Source organism: Serratia sp. M24T3 (assembly GCF_000257645.1).
GTDB lineage: Bacteria > Pseudomonadota > Gammaproteobacteria > Enterobacterales > Enterobacteriaceae > Rouxiella.
The window spans coordinates 167,283-187,785 of the sequence record NZ_AJHJ01000004.1 but is presented as its reverse complement, the minus strand read 5'-3'; the positions used below and the strand labels follow the sequence as shown (position 1 = coordinate 187,785).

Sequence of the window (20,503 nt, the reverse complement as noted above, 5' to 3'; positions counted from 1 at the left end):
TACCTTACAAAATGTACAGTAAGTGGCAAGTGAATTTAATCGATACCAGACGCTTTGTTAGCAGCATTGCTTATATTCTCTAAATTATAGCCAAAGTCATCAGGGGTTGAGCCAGGCAGATGGCGAGTCGATTGAGAGGGGATTTTTTATATTTCATAACAACAAGCCGGTGATTGCTGTGGGCAATTGCAGCTAACACCGCTATAACTTCAAAGATGCAGGCTAAGGAACGCGTTGAAATGACTGAAATGATCTCGGCAACAGTTTTATTATTTTTGATTATGGATCCGCTGGGCAACCTGCCGATCTTTATGTCAGTGCTTAAGCATCTGGATCCGAAACGCCGTCGCGTAGTGTTGATCCGCGAGATGCTGATCGCCCTGCTGCTGATGCTGATCTTTCTGTTTGCCGGTGAGAAGATCTTGTCATTCCTGAATCTGCGGACTGAAACGGTGTCAATTTCCGGCGGGATCATCCTGTTCCTGATTGCCATCAAGATGATTTTTCCTTCGCACGACAATAACAGCAGCGGCTTACCGGCGGGTGAAGAGCCGTTTTTAGTACCGCTGGCTATCCCGCTGGTCGCTGGCCCATCGATACTGGCTTCGTTGATGCTGCTGTCGCATCAGTATCCAAATCAAATCGGCCACCTGACGCTGGCGCTGTTAATTGCCTGGGGTCTGTCGATGTGTATTTTACTGCTGTCGAACGTGTTTCTGCGGCTGTTGGGCGATCGCGGCGTCGATGCGCTGGAGCGTTTGATGGGATTGGTGCTGGTGATGCTCTCAACCCAGATGTTCCTTGATGGCGTGAGAGCATATTTGAAGATTTAGAGTTTTGCTCCCCGCAGCCATGGGGAGCAACCAGTTTTTAAACCTGTAGAATGAAAATTTATTAAAACGAGGATTTAAAAAAGTTATCGGTGATTTAAACCGTAAAACCAAAATGTTTTCCACCCGGCAGCTCAACGTCGATGCTAAGTTTTCCGCCCAATGCCTCGACATAACGCCTCAAAGTGTCAATTTTCATCTCACTTCCGCGCTGTTCAATAGCCACCACAGAGGGCTGCTTGATGCCCATTGCCTCAGCGACTTCTTTCTGAGACAAATTCAGCTGTTCACGCAGTTCATAGAGCCGAGTTTCAAGACGCATTTCATTCGCCATAGCTTTGATACGTTCCTGACTTTCAGGTGTACGCTGGGCCATAAGTTCTTTTAATGTCGCCATAGTTACTTCTCCAAATTCAATTTTTTCAGATGACGATCAAATTCAGCGTCTGCGGTTCGAATCATCTCTGTATAAAACTTCTGCTCGTTTGCACCTTTTTTATCCCCAGAACAAAAAACAACCGCATTACGTTTCAACTTCCCACATCCGTGTTAGTCCTTTATGAGAGAAACGTCCGTAGCCTCACTTATCAACTACAGTCTATATTATAGAGCGTAGTCAATATAATGACAGTCAAATTTTGTACAACGTTAATTTCAAAGCGTCGATGCGCTGGAGCGTTTGATGGGATTGGTGCTGGTGATGCTCTCAACCCAGATGTTCCTTGATGGCGTGAGAGCATATTTGAAGATTTAGGGTTTGAGCTTGCTGCTTCGCCATCCTATTGCAGATAGAACACGCTTTTCAGTTCTTGGCTCACCGGGCTATTGTCCGCATTGGATGGCATCAGCGCCGACATTGACTGCCACCAGCGCTGGCAAACCGCGGTTTTTGCCACTGCGTCCCAGCGCTCCTGCGATTCAATCTCCACCACGGCGAACAGCAGATTTCTCTGCTGATCCAGAAAGATACTGTAGTGGTGAGCGCCGTGAGCCTTAAGCGTCTGCTCCAGCTCAGGCCAGACAGGTGAGTGTCGCCGCTGATATTCGTCATGGGCGTGCGGATGCACCTGCATCACAAACGCTTTACGCAACATTGCGTTTGTCCAGGTGCAGCGCCTCCTGCCACGGATTAACGCCAAAGCGTTTGCCGAGGGCGATAAGCTCCTGAGTGCTGATAGTCTGCTTCATGCCGCCCATCGAGATCACTTTCACCAGGACTTCCGAGGATTTTTCAGCGGTGTCGATCAGTCCAAATGTCTCATCCAGCGTCGGCCCGGCGCCAAAAATACCGTGGAAAGGCCACAGCACGATGCTGTGCGACTTCATCTGTTCAGCGGTTTTTTCGCCGATGCCGTCGGTGCCCGGCACCATCCACGGCACGATACCAACGCCGTCCGGGAACACCACCAGACACTCGGTACTGCCTTCCCAAAGTTGACGGGTAAAGCTCGCCGCATCCAGCTCCAACACATAACTTAGCGCCATAAAGTTAGTCGCATGACAGTGCATGATCACCCGGTCGGAACCGTGGGTTAGCTGCTTGCGCACGCTGTGCGACTGAAAATGCGACGCCAGCTCGGAGGTCGGCACGCCACCGTTCACCAGCCCCCAGTGAATTTTATAAGACGTGCCCTCTTCGCTGACCTGTAACAGCACCAGGCTATCGGCAGGGTCAAGCTGCACGTTGCGGAAAAACTTGCCAGAACCCGTGACCAAAAACCAGCAGTTTGCCAGCAGCGGCGCTGGCTGAGTCAGCTCGATATGACGCGGCTCGGTGACGAAATCAGCAGTAAAAGGGCTGACTTCCTCTTCCAGTAATCTCAGGCTGATATTGCCACCATTGCGCTCATCCCAGCCCTTCAGCCACATGTCGCTGGTCGCCTTGACCATTCCTTGCACAAACCACGAAGAAAGAATGCTTTGCATGATAAATCCTTAACGTTGACTGAGAATTTGTTGTTCATAGCGACGCACGTCTGTGACCCAACCTGCATCGGCGGGCACGTCGTTACGCAGGCAATAGGTTTCCCACACGGCCTGCCACGGCAGTGATTTTTGTTCTTCGAGCAGCGCCAGACGCAGAGTGTAATCCCCCTCATTTTCGGCCTTGCGCAGCTGTTCAACAGGCTCGAGCAGCGCGCGCAACAGGGCTTTTTTGGCATTGCGCGTGCCAATCACCCAGGCGGCGATGCGATTGATCGAGGCATCGAAGAAGTCGAGGCCAATGTGCACCTTATCTAGCAGGTTGTTGCGCACAATCTCGCTGGCGATGGCCTGCGTTTCGTCGTCGAGGATCACCACGTGATCGCTGTCCCAACGTACCGGGCGACTGACGTGCAACAGCAGCCGCGGCACATACAGCATGGCGGTTGAGATCTTGTCGGAAATGACCTCGGTCGGATGGAAATGTCCGGCATCCAGCGTCAGCGCAGTCTGGCGGCTGGCGGCGTAACCGAGGCAGAATTCGTTGGAGCCGACGGTATAACTTTCCGCGCCAATGCCAAACAGTTTGCTTTCAACCGCGTCAATGTGGTGCGCCGGATTGAGCTTCTCTTTGATAATCTCATCGAGTGAACTCATCAGCCGCCGGCGCGGCCCGAGGCGGTCAACGGTGAGATCTTTCATGCCATCCGGCACCCAGATATTCATCACCGACGGCGTGCCGAGCTGCTCGCCGAACGAGGCAGACACCTTGCGGCTGGCCTTGCAGTGCTCAATCCAGAACTGACGAATTTCCGCGTTGGCACTGGACAGCGTGAAACCGTCTGCGCTGTGTTCGTGCGAGAAGCAGGTCGGATTAAAATCCAGCCCGATACGATTTTTTTTGGCCCACTCGACCCAGTTGCTGAAGTGCTGCGGTTTGATGTCGGTGCGCTCGACCGGCCGATCACTCTCCAGATAAATCGCGTGCAGATTCAAACGCTTTGGACCAGGAATCAAAGACATCGCCTTGTCGAGATCGGCGCGTAGCTCCACTGCCGTCGTCGCTCTGCCCGGATAATTACCGGTGGCCTGAATGCCGCCGGTCAATGCGCCCTGTGGATTCTCAAACCCGCGCACGTCGTCGCCCTGCCAGCAGTGCATGGAAATCGGCAGCGTGTCCAGTCGTGATAACGCGGCTTCGACATCTACACCCACGGCGGCAAAGCGCTGTTTGGCGAGATCAAATGCCTGGTCGATAAGCTTGGTCATAAGCAAAATTCCTTATTGGATTGGCTCAGCGCCTGAAAACGCGGCCAGTGGGCTGCGAAAGCGCTATCAGAATGAGGTTCAATTCGGTGTAACGGAAAATGATTGGCAACGTGCTGGCGGAAGGCAGTGACGTCTTGAATATCGCCGAGTGCAATCAGCTGGCAGCCAATATTGCCCAGCGTCGAAGCTTCGACAGGCCCGGCGACCACCGGCAAATTGCAGGCATTGGCGCACAGCTGGTTAAGGAAATGATTCTGGCAACCGCCGCCGACAATATGCAGCTGGCTGAAAGATTTGCCGCGCACCAGCGTCAATTCTTCAAGCACCTGACGATAAAGCAGCGCCAGGCTGTCAAAGATGCAGCGCGCCAGTTCGGCAGCGGTTTGCGGCTGAGGCATGGCGTTTTCAACGCAGGCATCCTGAATTTCACGCACCATGCTGCCCGGATTGATAAAGCGATCGTCATTGGGATTGATAAGCCAGCGACAGGCGGTTTGCTGCCGGGCATCTTCGATCAGCTGACACAGGTCATCGATGTGCAGCTCTTCGCAGACTCGTTGCAGCAGCCACAGGCCCATAATATTTTTTAGCACCCGATAGCGCCCTTCTGCCCCGCCCTCATTGGTGATATTGGCGGCCAGAGCAGCGCGGTTGTTGAATGGCCTCCGACTTTCAAAACCCATCAATGACCAAGTGCCAGAGCTGAGATAAGCCGCATCAATGTCGGCCAGTGGCGTGCCCAACACCGCGCTGGCAGTATCATGGGTCGCAACCGCAATCACCGGCACGCCTTTACCTTTGGCGTTATGCCATTCACCCACCGCCTGGCCGGGCTGAGAAGTAGGCCCAAACCATGACGCCTTGGCTCCCGCCCAATGCAGCAGTTTGCTGTCCCATTCGCCGCTCTCAATATTCAGCATCTGCGTGGTGGTGGCGTTGGTGTATTCCCAGCACAGCTTGCCGGTCAGGCGATAGTGCAAATAGTCAGGAATTTGAACAACGTGAGCGATTTTTTCCACCAGTTCGGGCTGCGCCTGCGTTAGCGCGCGCATCTGATAGAGAGTATTAAAAGGCAGAAACTGAATGCCGGTCTGTTTGTAGATCGCCTCACCACTCAGCTCGCGCTGCGCTTTGCTCATGACACCGTGAGTACGCCGGTCGCGATAAGAGACAGCGGGTGCAAGACGCTGGCCGCAGGCATCCAGTAACACAAAATCGACGCCCCAGGTATCGATGCCGAGACTGTCCAGCGCAATACCTTCGTCGTCCAGCTGCCGTAAACCGGCGCGAATGGCCTGCTCCAACGCATCAACATCCCAGCATTCATGTTCATCGATTTGTACCAGCTGATTAGCAAAACGGCTGACCTCGCGCAGAGTCAGCGAACCCTGGGCAAGATCGGAACGGGCCAGCATGATACGGCCGCTGGAAGCGCCGAGGTCGATAGCAACGATATGGCGAATGGTCATTGGATTTCAGTCCCTGCTAATTCAATGCCACCAGTCTAAAACCCCTGCAATCTGCTGCCTTTTGCTAACTGCCAGCGCAAAAGCGTTGCTGGCAATTGCGCAAAGATAGACTTGAACCAGCTCACACTTTTTTCGTTTGGCTCTGGTGGCTCAAGCTGTGACCCCTGCCGCATTTCTGAATCTTTTGTGGTTCATTCTTGAAAATTACCGCCTTCAAGGCGATTTCGTGGTCAAAAATTCAAGGTAAAGTGGCGCAACCCTCACTACCATCGGTTACGAATTTATTAATGAGGTGTTAAAAAATGACCATCTTGCACAGCGTTGATTTTTTCCCGGCCGGTGGATTTTCCATAGCAGTAGAGCCTCGTGCCCCGCAGGGCGCTTTCCCGGAGCATCATCATGATTTTCATGAGATTGTGCTGGTCGAACAGGGTAGCGGCATTCACGTATTCAACGGCCAGCCGCAAACTCTGTGCGGCGGCTGCGTGTGTTTTGTGCGCGATCACGATCGCCATCTTTATGAACAAACCGATAACCTGCACCTGACCAACGTGCTGTATCGAGGTCCTGATGCTTTCCGTTTCCTTTCCGGTTTGCGCGATTTATTGCCGCAGGAAAGTGACGGTAATTATCCCTCGCTGTGGCGCATCAATAATAAAGTCATGGCCCGGGCCAAGACGCTGATCGACCAATTGCCGCGCGGTAGCGAGCAATTTTCTTTAGAGCAACAGGCCGAGCAGGAACTGCATTTTATGCAACTGTTGGTGTTGTTGCGTCAGGGCCGCAGCGCACAGGATGAAAATAATCAGGAAAGTCGCCTGCGCCACCTGCTCGATTGGCTGAATGAACACTACAGTGAAGAAATTGACTGGGACGAGCTGGCGAGCCATTTTTCTCTTTCGCTGCGTACCCTGCACCGTCAGTTGAAACAGCAAACCGGCAGCACGCCGCAGCGCTATCTCAATCGCCTGCGCCTGCTGCAATCGCGCCATTTGCTGCGACACAGTGACCTGCGCGTCACCGATATTGCTTTCCAATGCGGCTTTGGGGACAGCAATCATTTTTCGACACTGTTTAAACGCGAGTTTGGCTACGCGCCGCGCAATGTGCGCCAGCATATGAACTAATTCAGGGGATCTATGACACTACGTTTGCCGAAAGCCGACTATTTACCCTCGGAGCTGATGCCGGTGGCGGTTGCCGATCGCGCGCCCCAGCCGTCATTCCCCGCGCACACTCACGAGTTTTGCGAAATCGTGATTGTCTGGCGCGGCAACGGCCTGCACGTCCTCAACGATCGGCCTTGGCTAGTGACCTGTGGCGATATTTTTTATATTAAAGAGAGCGATTGCCACAGCTATGATTCGGTCAATGATCTGGTGCTGGATAATATTATTTACTGCCCGGAAAGATTCAAACTGGGGCTGGACTGGTCAGAAATGCTGCCTCGCGACGAAAGCGACGGCCCGGCGCACTGGCGATTGACGACGCGCGGAATGGCGCTGGCGCGAGGGGTGATTTTACAGCTGGTGCAGGAGAGTCGAAAAAGCGACGTGCTGTCTTTGCAGCTTACCGAGGCGCTATTTTTACAACTGGCGCTGATCCTGCGTCGTCATCGTTATGCTGCTGATAAAGCTTACGCGCTACCTGAGGGTGAACAGCTGGATTTGTTGATGTCGGCGATTCAGGCCGACGTGGGGAAAAACTTGTGTCTGGCGACCTTTTGCGAGCAGCACCAGCTTTCAGAAAGGAGCCTGAAACAGCTTTTTCGTCTGCAGACCGGAATGAGCATCGGGCATTATTTGCGTCAGCTGCAGCTTTGTCAGGCTAAACACTTATTGCGCAGCAGCGATCGGTTAATTACCGAGGTGGCTGCCCGCTGCGGTTTTGACGACAGTAACTATTTTTCCGTGGTATTTACCCGTGAAACCGGCATGACACCCAGCGCCTGGCGTCAGCGGTTTGAACGCACGACAAAGGTTGCGATTTAAAATCCTGACGTCTGAAAAGACCGTCAGGATTGATACAGCAATTTAAGATGCCATTCCCAGACCCACGATGTTCGCCGCCATCACGATCACCAGACAACCCAGGCTCAGCACGCCCACCGGACGCTGCCCGACATTCTTCCACTCTTTCATAATCAGCCCGACCAGCCCGCCACACAGCACGTAGAAGCTCATATGCAACATCCAGCTGATAAAGTCATACTGCGCAGGAATTTGCGCGTGACCCCAGGCGTAGAAGAAGAATTGCAGATACCACATGGTTCCACCAAGTAGTGCAAACAAGATATTAGCCACCAGCAGCGGTTTTGCTACCGAGAAATCAGCTTTTACCGACAGCTCTTTTTTGGTCGCCAGACGGATAAAACAGTAGGCCAGATTGACAATCGCCCCACCGCCCATGATCACCACATAGCTTGGCAGCGCGACGTAAAGCGGGTTAATCCCCAACGCGGCGGCGGCTTCATGCATCGGCTTGGCGGCGTCCATCGCGAACGACATTCCGGCGGAGAAAATACCGCACAGCACCGCAAGCAGCAGGCCTTTCTTAAGATTGAACTCTTGAGCCGTCACGCCCATCGCACGCTCTTTCAGCAAACCGGCGCGCGAGACAATCGCCACGCCAATCACTGCAACGAAGACGCCAAGCAGTGTTAAACGCCCACCCTCGGAGCTGAAAAGTTCGACAAAGCGGCCCTGCAACAGCGGGGTCATCAAAGTGCCTACCACCAGTGTCACCCCGATGGCGATACCAATCCCCATCGACATGCCGAGATAACGCATGGTTAAGCCGTAATTGATGTTGCCGATACCCCACATCGCGCCAAACAAAAATACCGGCGCAAGAGTCGAGAGACTAAAAGAACTGTAGTAACTCCAGAAATGCGGCAGCAGGATGGCGCTGACCACCCACGGCAGGATCAGCCACGACATCACACCGCCAACGGACCACATGGTTTCCCATGACCAGTTGCGAACTTTTTTAAACGGGGCGTAAAAACAGGCCGCACTGGTGGCACCGATAAAGTGCCACATGATGCCTAACAGGATTGCGTTATTCATTTTTATTTATTCCTTCGTAGAGTTGAGGCGAACAGGAAATAAGCGGCTTCCTGCATACGAAGGAGTCTAAGGAGTTGTTACCGCGCAGAGCCTCTGTATGGTTGCCCACCCAAAGTTAATTCTGGCGAAATTAGCGAGATTTCACCGACCGCGATCACAAATTTCTTTTCTGACCCTAATCGGCCCAATTCATCCATTTTGCTCGCCATCCCCGTCGTTACTGGCGAAATCACAAATGTGCCAGCTAGATTCTGCCGAAACACTGATTTTTGCCATCCTGCCCGTTTATGTGGCAATGGCGGAAAGGTTCTACGTCGCAATCTGCGTCATGTTTGAAGAATGAAACAATTTTACCTCAATTAATTAACAGACTGCTTTCATTAACCCGCTTCTGTGACCCATAACTCGATCCACGCGATAACGGAGAATCTGCAAATGACCATTATTCAACAACGCATGTATATCGACGGCCAGTTTGTTGAAAACCAGAGTGATAAATGGATTGAGGTGATCAATCCCGCGACCGAGGCCGTAATTTCGCAGGTGCCAGAGGGCAGTGCGGAAGATGCCAGGCGCGCTATCGACGCGGCCCATGCGGCACAAGACGGCTGGGAGGCGCTGCCTGCGGTTGAGCGCGGCGCGTGGTTGCATAAAATTGCCCACGGCATTCGCCAGCGCGAGGCTGAACTGACCAACACGATTATTGCTGAAGGCGGCAAGACGCGCGGGCTGGCGCAGACTGAGGTGTTGTTCACTGCCGACTATCTCGATTATGTCGCGGAATGGGCGCGCCGCTACGAGGGCGAAATTGTGCAAAGCGATCGTCCAAATGAAAATATTCTGGTGTTCAAGAAAGCAATCGGCGTGACGACCGGGATTTTGCCGTGGAACTTCCCGTTCTTCCTGATTGCCCGTAAAGCCGCGCCCGCTCTGCTCACCGGCAACACCATCGTGATTAAACCCAGCGAACTGACGCCGAACAACGCGATTATCTTTGCACAGATTGTCGATGAGATTGGCCTGCCGAAAGGTGTGTTTAACCTGGTGACCGGGTATGGTCCGGTCGTTGGCCACGAGCTGGCGGCCAATCCTAAAGTCGGCATGGTTAGCCTGACCGGCAGCGTCAACGCCGGAATTCAGACCATGATTGCCGCTGCGCAAAACGTCACTAAAGTGTCGCTGGAGCTGGGCGGCAAGGCTCCGGCCATCGTGATGAATGATGCAGATCTGGATTTAGCAGTGAAAGCGATTGTCAGTTCTCGGGTGATCAACACCGGGCAAGTGTGTAACTGTGCCGAACGTTTGTATGTGCAGGAAGGCGTTTACGACGAGTTTATGACTCGCCTGAGCAAGGCGTTCGAGCAGGTAAAATTTGGCGATACGGCACAAAATAGCGACCTCGATATGGGCCCGCTGATCAGTGCCGAGGCGTTGAAACGCGTTGAGGACAAGGTGGCGGCTGCGGTGCAACAGGGCGCCAAAGTGCTGCTTGGCGGCAAACGGGCCGGCGATAAAGGCTTCTTCTTCCAGCCGACTATTTTGACCAATGTTCGCCAAAATATGGACATCATGCAGCACGAGATTTTCGGCCCGGTTCTGCCAGTCACCACCTTTAAAACGCTGGATGAAGTCATCGCGCTGGCCAACGACAGCGAATACGGCCTGACGTCGGCTATTTATACACAAAACATCAATACCGCGATGACCGCCCTGAAGAAACTGAAGTTTGGCGAAACTTATGTGAATCGTGAAAACTTTGAGGCAATGCAGGGCTTCCACGCTGGATGGCGCAAATCGGGGATTGGCGGTGCGGACGGGCGTCACGGTCTTGAGGAATATCTGCAAACTCATGTCGCGTATTTGCAGTACCAATAGGGGCTTATCAGTCAATCTGCTTTTTTAGGCAGTACTGATTAACAAGGTTTTTTTGCGCGGTCACGGTAGCGATTTTTGCCGCCGTGATCCCGCCGATTCCCAATCAAAGGGGATCGCTGTTCTGTAAATAGCATGAATTTTCAGTGCGTTGAGTGATTGCGCAGCAGTGATATCCGGCCCTATGATGTCGGTAACGGAAATTTTACCGTGCCGACAGCGCATAATCTGGCGCTGCTGATGATAGCAAATCACAAGGAATAGCCATGAAAACCCCCGCTCTGCTTGCCGCCCTAGTGGGCCTAACCCTGACGGGCTGTGCCGCCACGCACCCTGCGCCTCAGGCCCCTTTTCCGCCCAAAGCTGCCGAAGTTGCTCCACCAGCCGCGCCGGCATTAATGTGTAAAACGGGCAACCTGATGACTCAAACCACGCTTTATTTTGGCCTGAGCCGTCACAACGCCGCGCCAATCAATGTGAAACAGTGGCAGTCGTTTGTCGATAAAGACGTGACGCCGCGCTTCAAAGACGGTTTGAGCGTGTTTGATGCCAAAGGGCAATGGTTGAGAAGCGAGGGAGTGGTGATTAAAGAAAACAGCAAAGCGCTGATGCTCATCCACGGCACCAGTCCCCAAGAGCAGACAAAAATTGCCGAGATCCGCGATCTCTACAAAAAACGCTTCCAGCAAGATTCAGTCATGCAGGTCGATAGTCCGGCGTGTGTAGATTTCTAAGTAAAAAACCCGGCCAGCAGCCGGGTTGATCATTAAAACGCAATAAAAAATCTTACAGCACCAGCCCCGCGAAAGCCGCAGAAAGCAGGCTGACCAAGGTTGAACCGTAGATTAGTTTCAGAGCGTAGCGCGACACCACGTTGCCCTGATTTTCGTTCAGACCTTTAATTGCCCCCGCGACAATACCGATAGACGCGAAGTTGGCGAATGACACCAGGAACACCGACAGAATGCCCAATCCGCGCGGTGACAGCTCGGTCGCAATTTTCTTCAAATCAATCATCGCCACAAATTCGTTCGTCACAAGTTTGGTCGCCATGATACTGGCCGATTGCAAAATATCAGGGCCGGGGATGCCAATAAGCCAGGCCAGCGGATAGAAAACGTAACCCAGAATCTGCTGAAAACTGATGCCGAAAATCGCGGTAAACAACGCATTCACTGCGGCAATAATGGCGATAAAACCAATTAGCATCGCCATGATAATCACCGCTACTTTGAAACCTGCGAGAATGTATTCTCCCAGCATTTCGAAGAAACTCTGATCTTCGTGCAGCTTGTCGAGTTTGATTTCTGGCTCATCACCTGCAGGTGTCGGATTGATAATCGAAAGAATGATAAAGGTGCTAAACATGTTAAGGATTAGCGCGGCAACCACGTATTTCGGCTCTAGCATGGTCATATAAGCGCCGATGATGGACAGCGACACGGTAGACATCGCCGCAGCAGCCATTGAATAAAGGCGACGCGGAGAGATTTCCGCCAGCACACCTTTGTAGGCGATAAAGTTTTCAGATTGACCAAGGATCAGCGTACTGACCGCATTGAAGGATTCCAGCTTGCCCATGCCATTAACTTTCGACAGTAAAGTGCCAACAATACGGATTAGCAGCGGCAAAATACGCAGGTGCTGCATAATGCCGATTAACGCTGAAATAAAGATAATCGGGCACAGCACGCCAAGGAAGATAAACGCCAGCCCCGCCTTGCTCATACCGCCAAAAACAAAATCCGAACCCTGTGCCGCATAGGTCAGCAGGTTTTCAAAGAAAGCGGATATCGCTGTAACCACGGCCAGGCCGCTGCTGGCATGCAGAAAAAACCAGGCCAGTAGCCCTTCAATAATGACTAATTGAAGAATAACGCGTGGGCGGATTTTTTTGCGATCGTTACTGAAAATGAAGGCCAGAAGGAAGATGACTACGAGAGCCAGTATAAAGTGAAAAACGGTTGGCATAGGGGGGTTGTCCAGCATCCAAAATTATTTGCCGGTATTGAGCCATAATTTTGAGCCGCTTTCACCTTTCCTGATGATTTATTTACGCTGGAATGATCGTCGGGATGAGTTGTTGAGGGGCAAGGCAGGCCCCTGTCCTGAAAGAAAAACAGGGGCCCGTAAAACCTGACAATGATCTAAAAAGTTACACCACGTTTGAAAGCAGCAGACAACCCACCAGACCACAAACAGAGATGATGGTTTCCAGCACTGACCAGGAACGGATAGTTTCACCGATAGTCAGGTTAAAATACTCTTTGAACAGCCAGAAGCCCGGGTCATTAACGTGAGAGAAAATCACGCTACCGGAACCAACAGCGATAACCATCAGCTCAGGACTGGCACCGGTTGTAGCAATCAGTGGCGCTGCGATACCGCCCGCAGTAATTGCCGCAACTGTTGCAGAACCCAGAGCCAGACGCAAAGCCGCAGCGATGGTCCAGGCCAGCAGGATTGGCGACAACGTGCTGCCCTGCATCAGGCTAGCAATGTATTTATCGACGCCGCTATCAACCAGCACCTGTTTGAAGGCACCGCCACCGCCGATAATCAGCAACATCATGGCAATAATTTTGATTGAATCGCTGACGGTTGACATCACTTCATCCATCTTGCGACCGCGATTAAGACCAAAAGTGAAGATAGCGATCAGCACGGCGATTAGCGTTGCCATCACTGGATCACCAAAGAACTCGGCGTAATGCAAAATCGGATGCCCTTTAGGGACGATCATCTCGGTGATCGCGCGGAAGGCCATCAGAATAACCGGAACCAGCGAAGTCAATACACTCACGCCAAAACCCGGCATCTCTTCTTCGGTAAAGGTTTTCGGGTTGAACAGGCCCTGTGGAACCGGCTTATCAATGCCTTTAAGGAAGCGCGCATATACCGGACCGGCCAGAATCACCGTCGGAATACCCAAAATTGCGCCGTACAGCAGAGTTTTGCCCATATCCGCATGGAAAATGGTCGCAATCGCCGTTGGGCCTGGGTGCGGAGGCAGGAAGCCGTGCGTTACTGACAACGCCGCCGCCATTGGAACTCCAACGTATAGCAGAGGTAAGCGCGCAGAAGCGGCAACTGAGAACACCAACGGCAGCATCAGCACAAAGCCGACTTCATAGAACAAGGCGAAACCAACGATAAAGCCGGTAATCACCAGCGCCCATTGGATATATTTAACGCCAAACTTGTCGATTAGAGTGGTGGCAATGCGCTGGGCACCGCCGCAGTCGGCCAGCAATTTACCCAGCATCGCGCCAAAGCCCATAATCAGAGCCAGACTGCCGAGCGTACCGCCTACGCCATTTTTGATTGAGGTGATAACTTTATCTACCGGCATCCCCTGCATCACGCCAACTGCCAGCGCGATAAGAATTAACGCGATAAAACCGTTTAATTTGAATCGGATCATAAGCAACAACAGCAGAGCGACGCCTACTGCAACGATGACTAATGGCATAACTTTTTCCCCTTCCGCCCATTTCCTTTCCCTTAACTTATAGCCTGTTTGTGACAGCCCGACAGTTTTAGGTAAGAACATAGTGCGCAGTGATATTTTTTTGTAAGTTTGCGAATTCAGCGCGAGCCAGATCGTCAGACAGCGCTAAAATTTATACAGGTTCCTTTGTGATATTAGTCACACCTCCATTTGTTACCGGTATCATGATACCGGTAACATGCTAATATAAGGAATCACCCGCTTGGGTAAATTCGAAATATGGGACGGAGATCAAACTTATGGCAGGTCAAAGCATCATTTTGATGGGTGTATCGGGCAGCGGTAAATCTACCGTGGGCGCAGCCGTAGCTCGAGCAATCAACGCGAAATTTATTGACGGTGACGATCTTCATCCTCGCGCCAATATCCAGAAAATGGCGAGCGGGCATCCGCTTAACGATGACGACCGCGCCCCTTGGCTCGAGCGTTTAAGTGATGCCGCCTATAGTCTCCAGCACAAAAACGAGACCGGCATCATTGTTTGCTCTGCGTTAAAACGCAGCTATCGTGATGCTCTGCGCAAGGGCAACGATGGGATGATTTTCCTGTATTTGAAGGGCAGCGAAGAGGTTATTTTGCAGCGCCTGAAGGCCCGCGTCGGACATTTTTTCTCCCCTGATATGCTGAAGAGCCAGTTTGCCGCATTGGAAGAGCCGGGTGAAGATGAGCCGGACGTAGTGCGCGTGAATATCGACCATCAGGTAGAAGGCGTGGTAAAGCGTTGCGTGACTGCGCTGGAAAATGCCAAGGCAAAGATTAAAGCTGAGGCCTGATTTTATTCGTTTGCCTCAGCTCGCTTGCCTCAGGGCGACGGTTAAATACTGCCGCCCGCCGAAATAGTAAAGCCGACATCGACCATTTTCGGCACCACTTCTTCACCGCGAAGCCGAGCCAGCAAACGCTCGGCGGTGATTTGCCCCATTCGCTCGCGCGGCGTTAATACGCTGGCGAGTCTTGGCTCCATCGCCTGCCCCATGTTATGCCCGTGAAAACCGGCGATCGCCATCTGTGACGGAATATGCAGCCCCTGACGCAGACATTCAAAGAACGCCCCCGCCGCCAGGTCATCATTGGTACAGAAAATGCTGTCGATTTGCGGGTAATCTTTTTGCGCCTGCTTGAGCAGCTCCGCCCCGGCGGTGTAGCTGGAAGAGCGGCTGGTCATTACGCTATAAGACTGTAGCCCCGACTCATGCATCGCCTGCTCATAGCCCTGCTGTTTGATCAGGGTACGTTCATCCTGGCGGGCGCCGAAATACACTACGTGGCGGTGCCCGTGAGCAATAATTTGCTGGGTCATCTGCCGCGCAGCTTCGAAGTTGTTGAACCCCACGGCTAAATCTACACACGGCGACACGCAGTCCATCATCTCAACCACCGGAATGCCAGCGACTTCAATCATCTTCAACGTTCTGGCCGAATGATTACGTTCCGACAAGATTAAGCCGTCGATATTGTAGGACAGCAGCGACGTCAAACGCTGTTCTTCACGCTCGGCGCTGTAGCCGTAGTGCGCCAGCATGGTTTGATAGCCGTGAATATCCGTTACACTTTCAATACCACGCAGTACTTCTGCAAAAACCTGATTGGTCAACGACGGCAGCAGCACGCCAATGGCGCGGCTTTTTGCATTGGAAAGAATGTCGGGGGCGCGGTTCGGGATATAGCCCAATTCATCCAGCGCAGCGGCGATTTTCTCTTGCAACAGCAGAGAAACCTGTTCGGGATTACGCAAATAACGGCTAACCGTCATTTTGGTCACACCAACGCGGTCGGCGACGTCCTGAAGCACTGGCCTTTTTTTCTTCATTTTCAATGAACTGGGATAAGAGGAACAAGCATGGATTTTAGCAAAAAATAGCACCATTTGGCACAAAAACAGCGTGCGTCAGGTATCAAAAGGCGAAGTAAAACGATGAATTAGCTTGAAAGACTATTTTATTGAAGCGCACCGTTGGGATGATAGCGGGCGGGGCCGCAAAACCCTCCCAAGGTGAGCTTGAACGAGACTGTATTGAATGTTGCCTGCCTTTTAAACCGGCGGCAGATCAAACAGCAGAATTTCGCTGTCTTCGTCGGCATGCAGCGCCAGCGCGGATTCTTCCCACACAGCCACCGCATCGCTGGTCGCCATCGCCTGACCATTGACAGTCAGACTGCCTTTAACCACCTGAATCCATACCTGACGATTCTCGGCGATGGCATATTCACCGTCTTCACCTGCTTTGAAGGCCCAGCGAGAAAGCTCCATGTCCTGAAACACTTTCAGCGAACCGTCGCGTGCATCCGGCGACAGCACGAGTTGGCGGCCCTGAGGCGCGTCAAACATGCGCTGATCGTAGCGCGGCTCCAGCCCTTTGGTTTCCGGGATAATCCATATCTGATAAAGATGCAGCGCACGATCGCGGTTGCCGTTGTATTCAGAGTGCTTCACACCGGTACCGGCGCTCATAATCTGAAACTCGCCCGCCTGAATCTGCTCTTTGTTGCCCATGCTGTCTTTATGCTCAACAGTACCGGACAGCACATAGGTCAAAATTTCCATATCTTTGTGCGGATGCGTGCCGAAGCCCTGCCCGCCGTCAATCACATCTTCATTGATAACTCGCAGTGCGGAGAACCCCATAAAGTTAGGATCGTAATAATCGGCAAAAGAGAATGTGTGCCAGCTGTCCAGCCAGCCGTGATTGGCATGACCGCGATCTTGTGCTTTGCGTAAGTAGATCATATTCAACTCTCCTCAATGTTTTCTCTAGTCTAGCCAACGGCTGACAATAAGAAAGCGTAAAAACTTAACCCCTCTAATCAGAAAATTTGAATGAGGTTGGCGCTCTGAATCCAAAGGATTTGTGGCTTGAAAGGAGAGAATCAAAATAGCAGGCAAAAAAAGCCAGCACCCGGCTGGCTAAGAAATACTGGAAGCAATGTGAGCAATGTCGTGCCTCCCAGGGACCCGTTTGGCTAGGGTGAGTAGCCATCCCCGGAACGCATGACAATAATAATCATTATCATTCGCACTTGTAAAGCACTTTTTTTCATCAATTATTAAATTGACTAAAAAAATAGACCGATAAATTAAGAGGTTATTCCCCAACAGCCGCATGGAGCCAACTATGAGTCAGATTGAGATCCGCCACGTTGAACCTGAGGACTACGCGCAGATTCACCAGCTATATAGCCAGGAACAGGTTTACAGCGATACGCTACAGCTACCGCATCCTGCCACGGCGCAATGGCAAAAACGTAGTGGAGCTCAAGAAGCTGGCGCATACCGACTCGTGGCCTGTTTTGGCGAACGCGTGGTCGGAATGATTGGCTTGCACCTCGAACAAAATATGCGCCGCCGCCATGTGGCAAGCTTTGGCATGGCAGTGCATCCGGAGTTTCACGGGCAAGGCATTGGCAGCCAGCTGTTGGCCGCCGCGCTGGACTTGGCCGATAACTGGCTGGGCATCAGCCGCGTCGAGCTTACCGTGTACGTCGATAATCCGGCAGCTATCGCGCTGTACAAGAAATTCGATTTTGTCGTTGAAGGTACGGCAGAAGGGTTTGCGATGCGCAACGGTAAACTTGTGGCTGTTCATTTTATGGGACGAATGAAAGCCTGATTTTGTTCACCCTTCCCGCCACACATCGGCGGGAAGGTAATTAATCTATTCTATCGCCAGCGTTTTCTCTTTCTGCATTAACCGCAAGACCAATCCGCCGCTCAGACAAACCGCCAACGCCGAAGCCAGATAGATTGACGACACGCCAGCATGCGTCATCAACACACCCGCCAAAGGCCCGGTGATGCCAAGCGACAAATCCATAAATGCTGTGTAGGTCGCCAACGCACTGCCCTGATTCTGCTGCGGCAGCCTTTTAACTGCCACCACCCCCAGTGCAGGGAAAACCAGCGAGAATCCGGCACCGGTAAGCATTGCGCCCAAAAGTGCCATCAGAGGTGCGTGAGCCTCCCACACCAGCAGCAGGCCAAGCGTCTCAAAACAAAAGCAGGTCAGAGCAACTCTCTGCCCGCCAAAACGGTTGATGCTGTTAGGAAAAAGTAACCGCATGCCGACAAACGCCGTACTGAAAAGAGTCAAGGCAAATGCGCCGCCGCTCCAACCTTTCGCGTCATAGAACAGGGTAATAAAGGTGGCGATAACGCCAAAGCCGGTTGAGGCAAGCCCGAGCACCAGTCCGTAGGGCAACACTTTGCCAAGCACCTGGCGAAAAGGGATCACGCTGCTCGCACCCCCGCGCACTCCCTGTTTGCTCAACGCCAGTAAAAATGCGGCCAGCGCTATAACAATAATGCACACTGACAATGCCGCCAACCCGCCGAGATGAACAATCCACACGCCTAATGGCGCACCCACCGCCATCGCCCCGTAGGTGACTACTCCGCTCCAGGAAATGACTTTGCCGATATGCAATGAGCCGACGCGACCAATGCCCCACAGTGTCGAGCCAGTTCCCGCAAAGCTTTGCCCGACGCCCAATACCAGTCGGCCAATGCACAATAGTGCAAGGCTTACCATCGGAGCGCCGTGTTGCCAAACCGCCAACAGGTAAAAGATCCCGCTGACCATGCAGCCAAACAGCCCGATGAGTACCACCTTTTTAGGGCCCAGCTGGTCAGCGTATCGACCCGCGTGAGGACGGCTTAGCAGCGTGGCAAAATATTGCATGCTTATCGCCACACCCGCCCAAAAGGCGCTAAATCCAAGCCCATCATGGACATAGCCGGGGAGCACCGCCAGCGGCAGGCCAATAGTTAAATAGTTAGCAAAGTTGAAGATCATTATCGCGAGGATTTGCAGATTGATATTGACCGGTCGTTGCATTTTAGAGGCAGGAGGCGACATTAAAGTATGTGATCTCATTAAGCTTTAAGACAAATTGACAGTAAATCTACTGACAAAACCCTGAGAATAACTTTATTCGTAAAGGGCTATTTAATCAACGACTCCCTATTGATGATTTTTTAATGTTTAAAATCATTATGTTAGATTCTCATTGAGAAATTGACCCATCAGCGCATTATATCCATTTTTATAAAATCTTTAATGCTGAGATGGGACGACTCATTGATTAGATCGAGGTATTAATTGAATCAATAAAATTAACACTAAAAGTTAAAAGTATTTATTTTCTGCCAAATAGTTTCACTAACTTTAATTTCAAGACTAATAAAAGAAACAACTCTATCAATTTAATTTATTAATTTTAACGTCACCTCCCTATATTTTAATTATTTAAATATAAAATACAACATTATTGAGCGACATCACAAAGAAAGGAATAAGTTCAAAAATAGTTTTTTATAGTTATGTTTTGCCGGTACCGTAAAGTTCCTTCCGGGATATAAATAACATAATAAATTAAACTAATTTAAATAAGGACTTAAAATGTCAATGCGCAAACCTCTGGCTATTTTCATTTCTGCATTAATGGCAAGCAGCGCGGCCAATGCAGCCGAAGTTTATAATAAAGATTCAAACAAACTGGATTTCTACGGAAAAGTCGTTGGGTTAAATTACATTTCAAATAATAAAGCAGAGCATGGCGATAAATCGTATGCCCGCTTTGGCTTTAAGGGTGTGACTAAAATCAGCGATCAGTTAAGCGGCTATGGTCAATGGGAATATAATGTCAAAACTAATAATCCAGAAGCTATGGATATGGGCAATGCGACACGCCTGGCATTTGTCGGCCTGAAATTTGCTGATTTTGGCAGTTTTGACTATGGCCGTAATAACGGCGTGCTGTATGACGTAAGCTCTTTTACTGATGTTAATCCTGAGTTCGGCGGCGACAGCTTTACCAAAGAAGATAACTTTATGACTGGCCGAGCGAAAGGTCTGGCCACCTTTAGAACGTCCAACTTCTTTGGCAGCATCGACGGCCTAAGCCTGGCCCTTCAATACCAAGGTAAAAACCCGAACCCTCACAAATCTGAGGATCGAAGAGACGGTAATGGCGAAGGTTGGGGAGCGTCAACATCTTATGATTTAGGCTATGGCATACAATTAGCTGGAGCCTATGCCAGCTCTAACCGCACCGATATTCAGGCCAGTGATAAAAACGGCCAAACCGCCGATGCCTGGAACTTAGGCATGAAATATGACAACGCACAGCTCTATCTTGCAGCAATGTATGCCGAAACGCGTAACATGAGCCACTACGGCATCTCTAATAATCGATATGCCAAAAAGACACAAAATATCGAAATAGCAGCGCATTACCTGTTTGTTGATGGCCCGGCCGAAGGCTTGCAGCCTTCACTGGCTTATGTTCAATCCGTGGGCAAGAAACTTGATCCAGTGTCAAAATCTGGGGATGCAGCAGATGCAGCAGCTAGTTTCAAAGGTGGTAAACAGGACTTGGTTAAATATATTGAAGTTGGAACCAGCTATTTCTTCAATAAAAATATGTATACCTATGTCGATTACAAAATCAATCTGCTTAAAAAAGATACCTACACAAGTGCCACCGGAGTTAACACTGATAACATCTTAGGCCTGGGTCTGGTTTATCAATTCTAACTAGCTTATTAATTATTATTAATAGTTA

General features: G+C 51.2%; 20 protein-coding genes and 1 pseudogene. 9 read left to right on the top strand and 12 right to left on the bottom strand.

The genetic code is table 11. The features are described from left to right. Nucleotides 1-239 precede the first annotated feature (239 nt). On the top strand, nucleotides 240-833 hold the full coding sequence (locus SPM24T3_RS05425) for a YhgN family NAAT transporter (RefSeq protein ID WP_009635709.1): 594 nt from the start codon (nucleotides 240-242) through the stop codon (nucleotides 831-833). A gap of 94 nt (nucleotides 834-927) precedes the next feature. Here SPM24T3_RS05425 and SPM24T3_RS05420 read toward each other — a convergent pair whose 3' ends face one another. Together SPM24T3_RS05420 and SPM24T3_RS26035 are read right to left on the bottom strand one after the other, a co-directional pair. Next, nucleotides 928-1,227 (bottom strand): XRE family transcriptional regulator, encoded by a 300-nt coding sequence (locus tag SPM24T3_RS05420; protein WP_009635708.1) that lies wholly within the window; start codon nucleotides 1,225-1,227, stop codon nucleotides 928-930. 2 nt (nucleotides 1,228-1,229) lie between these two features. After that, nucleotides 1,230-1,364: a hypothetical protein gene (locus SPM24T3_RS26035; protein ID WP_009635707.1), complete on the bottom strand. Its 135-nt coding sequence runs from the start codon at nucleotides 1,362-1,364 to the stop codon at nucleotides 1,230-1,232. A 121-nt stretch (nucleotides 1,365-1,485) separates the two neighbouring features. Here SPM24T3_RS26035 and SPM24T3_RS24525 point away from each other — a divergent pair. After that, nucleotides 1,486-1,584, top strand: a pseudogene (locus SPM24T3_RS24525) (MarC family protein); the annotation flags it as partial. Between the two features lie 25 nt (nucleotides 1,585-1,609). Here the strand turns inward: SPM24T3_RS24525 and rhaM are convergent. The 4 genes from rhaM to rhaB are packed head-to-tail and all read right to left on the bottom strand — an operon-like array spanning nucleotide 1,610 to nucleotide 5,491. Continuing rightward, nucleotides 1,610-1,924 (bottom strand): L-rhamnose mutarotase, encoded by a 315-nt coding sequence (gene rhaM / locus SPM24T3_RS05415; RefSeq protein ID WP_009635706.1) that lies wholly within the window; start codon nucleotides 1,922-1,924, stop codon nucleotides 1,610-1,612. Further along, entirely contained in the window at nucleotides 1,914-2,756 is an 843-nt protein-coding gene (gene rhaD / locus SPM24T3_RS05410) for a rhamnulose-1-phosphate aldolase (protein ID WP_009635705.1), read from the bottom strand. The genes rhaM and rhaD overlap by 11 nt, the downstream gene beginning before the upstream one ends. Before the next feature lie 9 nt (nucleotides 2,757-2,765). Beyond that, nucleotides 2,766-4,022, bottom strand: coding sequence for an L-rhamnose isomerase (locus SPM24T3_RS05405; protein WP_009635704.1), 1,257 nt, complete (start codon nucleotides 4,020-4,022; stop codon nucleotides 2,766-2,768). Continuing rightward, nucleotides 4,019-5,491: a rhamnulokinase gene (gene rhaB / locus SPM24T3_RS05400; protein WP_009635703.1), complete on the bottom strand. Its 1,473-nt coding sequence runs from the start codon at nucleotides 5,489-5,491 to the stop codon at nucleotides 4,019-4,021. Before rhaB ends, SPM24T3_RS05405 begins: the two co-directional genes overlap by 4 nt. A 302-nt stretch (nucleotides 5,492-5,793) precedes the next feature. On the opposite strand from rhaB, the gene rhaS reads away from it, so the two are divergent. Beyond that, the gene (rhaS, locus tag SPM24T3_RS05395; protein WP_009635702.1) at nucleotides 5,794-6,618 is read left to right on the top strand and encodes an HTH-type transcriptional activator RhaS; all 825 of its coding nucleotides are present in this window, start codon (nucleotides 5,794-5,796) and stop codon (nucleotides 6,616-6,618) included. Nucleotides 6,619-6,630: 12 nt separating this feature from the next. Beyond that, nucleotides 6,631-7,482 (top strand): HTH-type transcriptional activator RhaR, encoded by an 852-nt coding sequence (rhaR, locus tag SPM24T3_RS05390; protein ID WP_009635701.1) that lies wholly within the window; start codon nucleotides 6,631-6,633, stop codon nucleotides 7,480-7,482. 42 nt (nucleotides 7,483-7,524) lie between these two features. Here rhaR and rhaT read toward each other — a convergent pair whose 3' ends face one another. Beyond that, nucleotides 7,525-8,559 carry an L-rhamnose/proton symporter RhaT gene (gene rhaT, locus SPM24T3_RS05385; RefSeq protein ID WP_009635700.1) on the bottom strand — a complete coding sequence of 345 codons (1,035 nt, stop codon included), beginning with the start codon at nucleotides 8,557-8,559 and terminating at the stop codon, nucleotides 7,525-7,527. Between the two features lie 435 nt (nucleotides 8,560-8,994). Here rhaT and aldA point away from each other — a divergent pair, with 435 nt between their 5' ends. Both aldA and SPM24T3_RS05375 read left to right on the top strand, forming a co-directional pair. Next, the gene (gene aldA / locus SPM24T3_RS05380) at nucleotides 8,995-10,434 is read left to right on the top strand and encodes an aldehyde dehydrogenase (RefSeq protein ID WP_009635699.1); all 1,440 of its coding nucleotides are present in this window, start codon (nucleotides 8,995-8,997) and stop codon (nucleotides 10,432-10,434) included. Between the two features lie 263 nt (nucleotides 10,435-10,697). After that, nucleotides 10,698-11,165, top strand: coding sequence for a DUF3574 domain-containing protein (locus tag SPM24T3_RS05375; protein WP_009635698.1), 468 nt, complete (start codon nucleotides 10,698-10,700; stop codon nucleotides 11,163-11,165). A 52-nt stretch (nucleotides 11,166-11,217) separates the two neighbouring features. Here SPM24T3_RS05375 and SPM24T3_RS05370 read toward each other — a convergent pair whose 3' ends face one another. Further along, nucleotides 11,218-12,402: a NupC/NupG family nucleoside CNT transporter gene (locus SPM24T3_RS05370; RefSeq protein ID WP_009635697.1), complete on the bottom strand. Its 1,185-nt coding sequence runs from the start codon at nucleotides 12,400-12,402 to the stop codon at nucleotides 11,218-11,220. A 184-nt stretch (nucleotides 12,403-12,586) separates the two neighbouring features. Next, on the bottom strand, nucleotides 12,587-13,903 hold the full coding sequence (gene gntT / locus SPM24T3_RS05365; protein ID WP_009635695.1) for a gluconate transporter: 1,317 nt from the start codon (nucleotides 13,901-13,903) through the stop codon (nucleotides 12,587-12,589). 278 nt (nucleotides 13,904-14,181) lie between these two features. Here gntT and SPM24T3_RS05360 point away from each other — a divergent pair, with 278 nt between their 5' ends. Further along, complete coding sequence (locus tag SPM24T3_RS05360; protein ID WP_009635694.1) at nucleotides 14,182-14,715, top strand: gluconokinase; 534 nt, start codon at nucleotides 14,182-14,184, stop codon at nucleotides 14,713-14,715. Between the two features lie 41 nt (nucleotides 14,716-14,756). Here the strand turns inward: SPM24T3_RS05360 and gntR are convergent, their stop codons facing one another. Together gntR and SPM24T3_RS05350 are read right to left on the bottom strand one after the other, a co-directional pair. Next, nucleotides 14,757-15,752, bottom strand: a complete 996-nt coding sequence (gene gntR, locus SPM24T3_RS05355) for a gluconate operon transcriptional repressor GntR (RefSeq protein WP_009635693.1) — start codon at nucleotides 15,750-15,752, stop codon at nucleotides 14,757-14,759. A gap of 222 nt (nucleotides 15,753-15,974) precedes the next feature. Beyond that, nucleotides 15,975-16,670, bottom strand: a complete 696-nt coding sequence (locus SPM24T3_RS05350) for a pirin family protein (RefSeq protein WP_009635692.1) — start codon at nucleotides 16,668-16,670, stop codon at nucleotides 15,975-15,977. Nucleotides 16,671-17,055: 385 nt separating this feature from the next. Here SPM24T3_RS05350 and SPM24T3_RS05345 point away from each other — a divergent pair, with 385 nt between their 5' ends. Further along, complete coding sequence (locus SPM24T3_RS05345) at nucleotides 17,056-17,550, top strand: GNAT family N-acetyltransferase (protein ID WP_009635691.1); 495 nt, start codon at nucleotides 17,056-17,058, stop codon at nucleotides 17,548-17,550. A 45-nt stretch (nucleotides 17,551-17,595) separates the two neighbouring features. On the opposite strand, the gene SPM24T3_RS05340 is transcribed toward SPM24T3_RS05345, so the two are convergent. Further along, entirely contained in the window at nucleotides 17,596-18,795 is a 1,200-nt protein-coding gene (locus SPM24T3_RS05340) for an MFS transporter (RefSeq protein ID WP_009635690.1), read from the bottom strand. 543 nt (nucleotides 18,796-19,338) lie between these two features. Here SPM24T3_RS05340 and SPM24T3_RS05335 point away from each other — a divergent pair. Beyond that, nucleotides 19,339-20,475, top strand: a complete 1,137-nt coding sequence (locus tag SPM24T3_RS05335) for a porin (RefSeq protein WP_009635689.1) — start codon at nucleotides 19,339-19,341, stop codon at nucleotides 20,473-20,475. The last annotated feature ends 28 nt before the right edge of the window (nucleotides 20,476-20,503 follow it).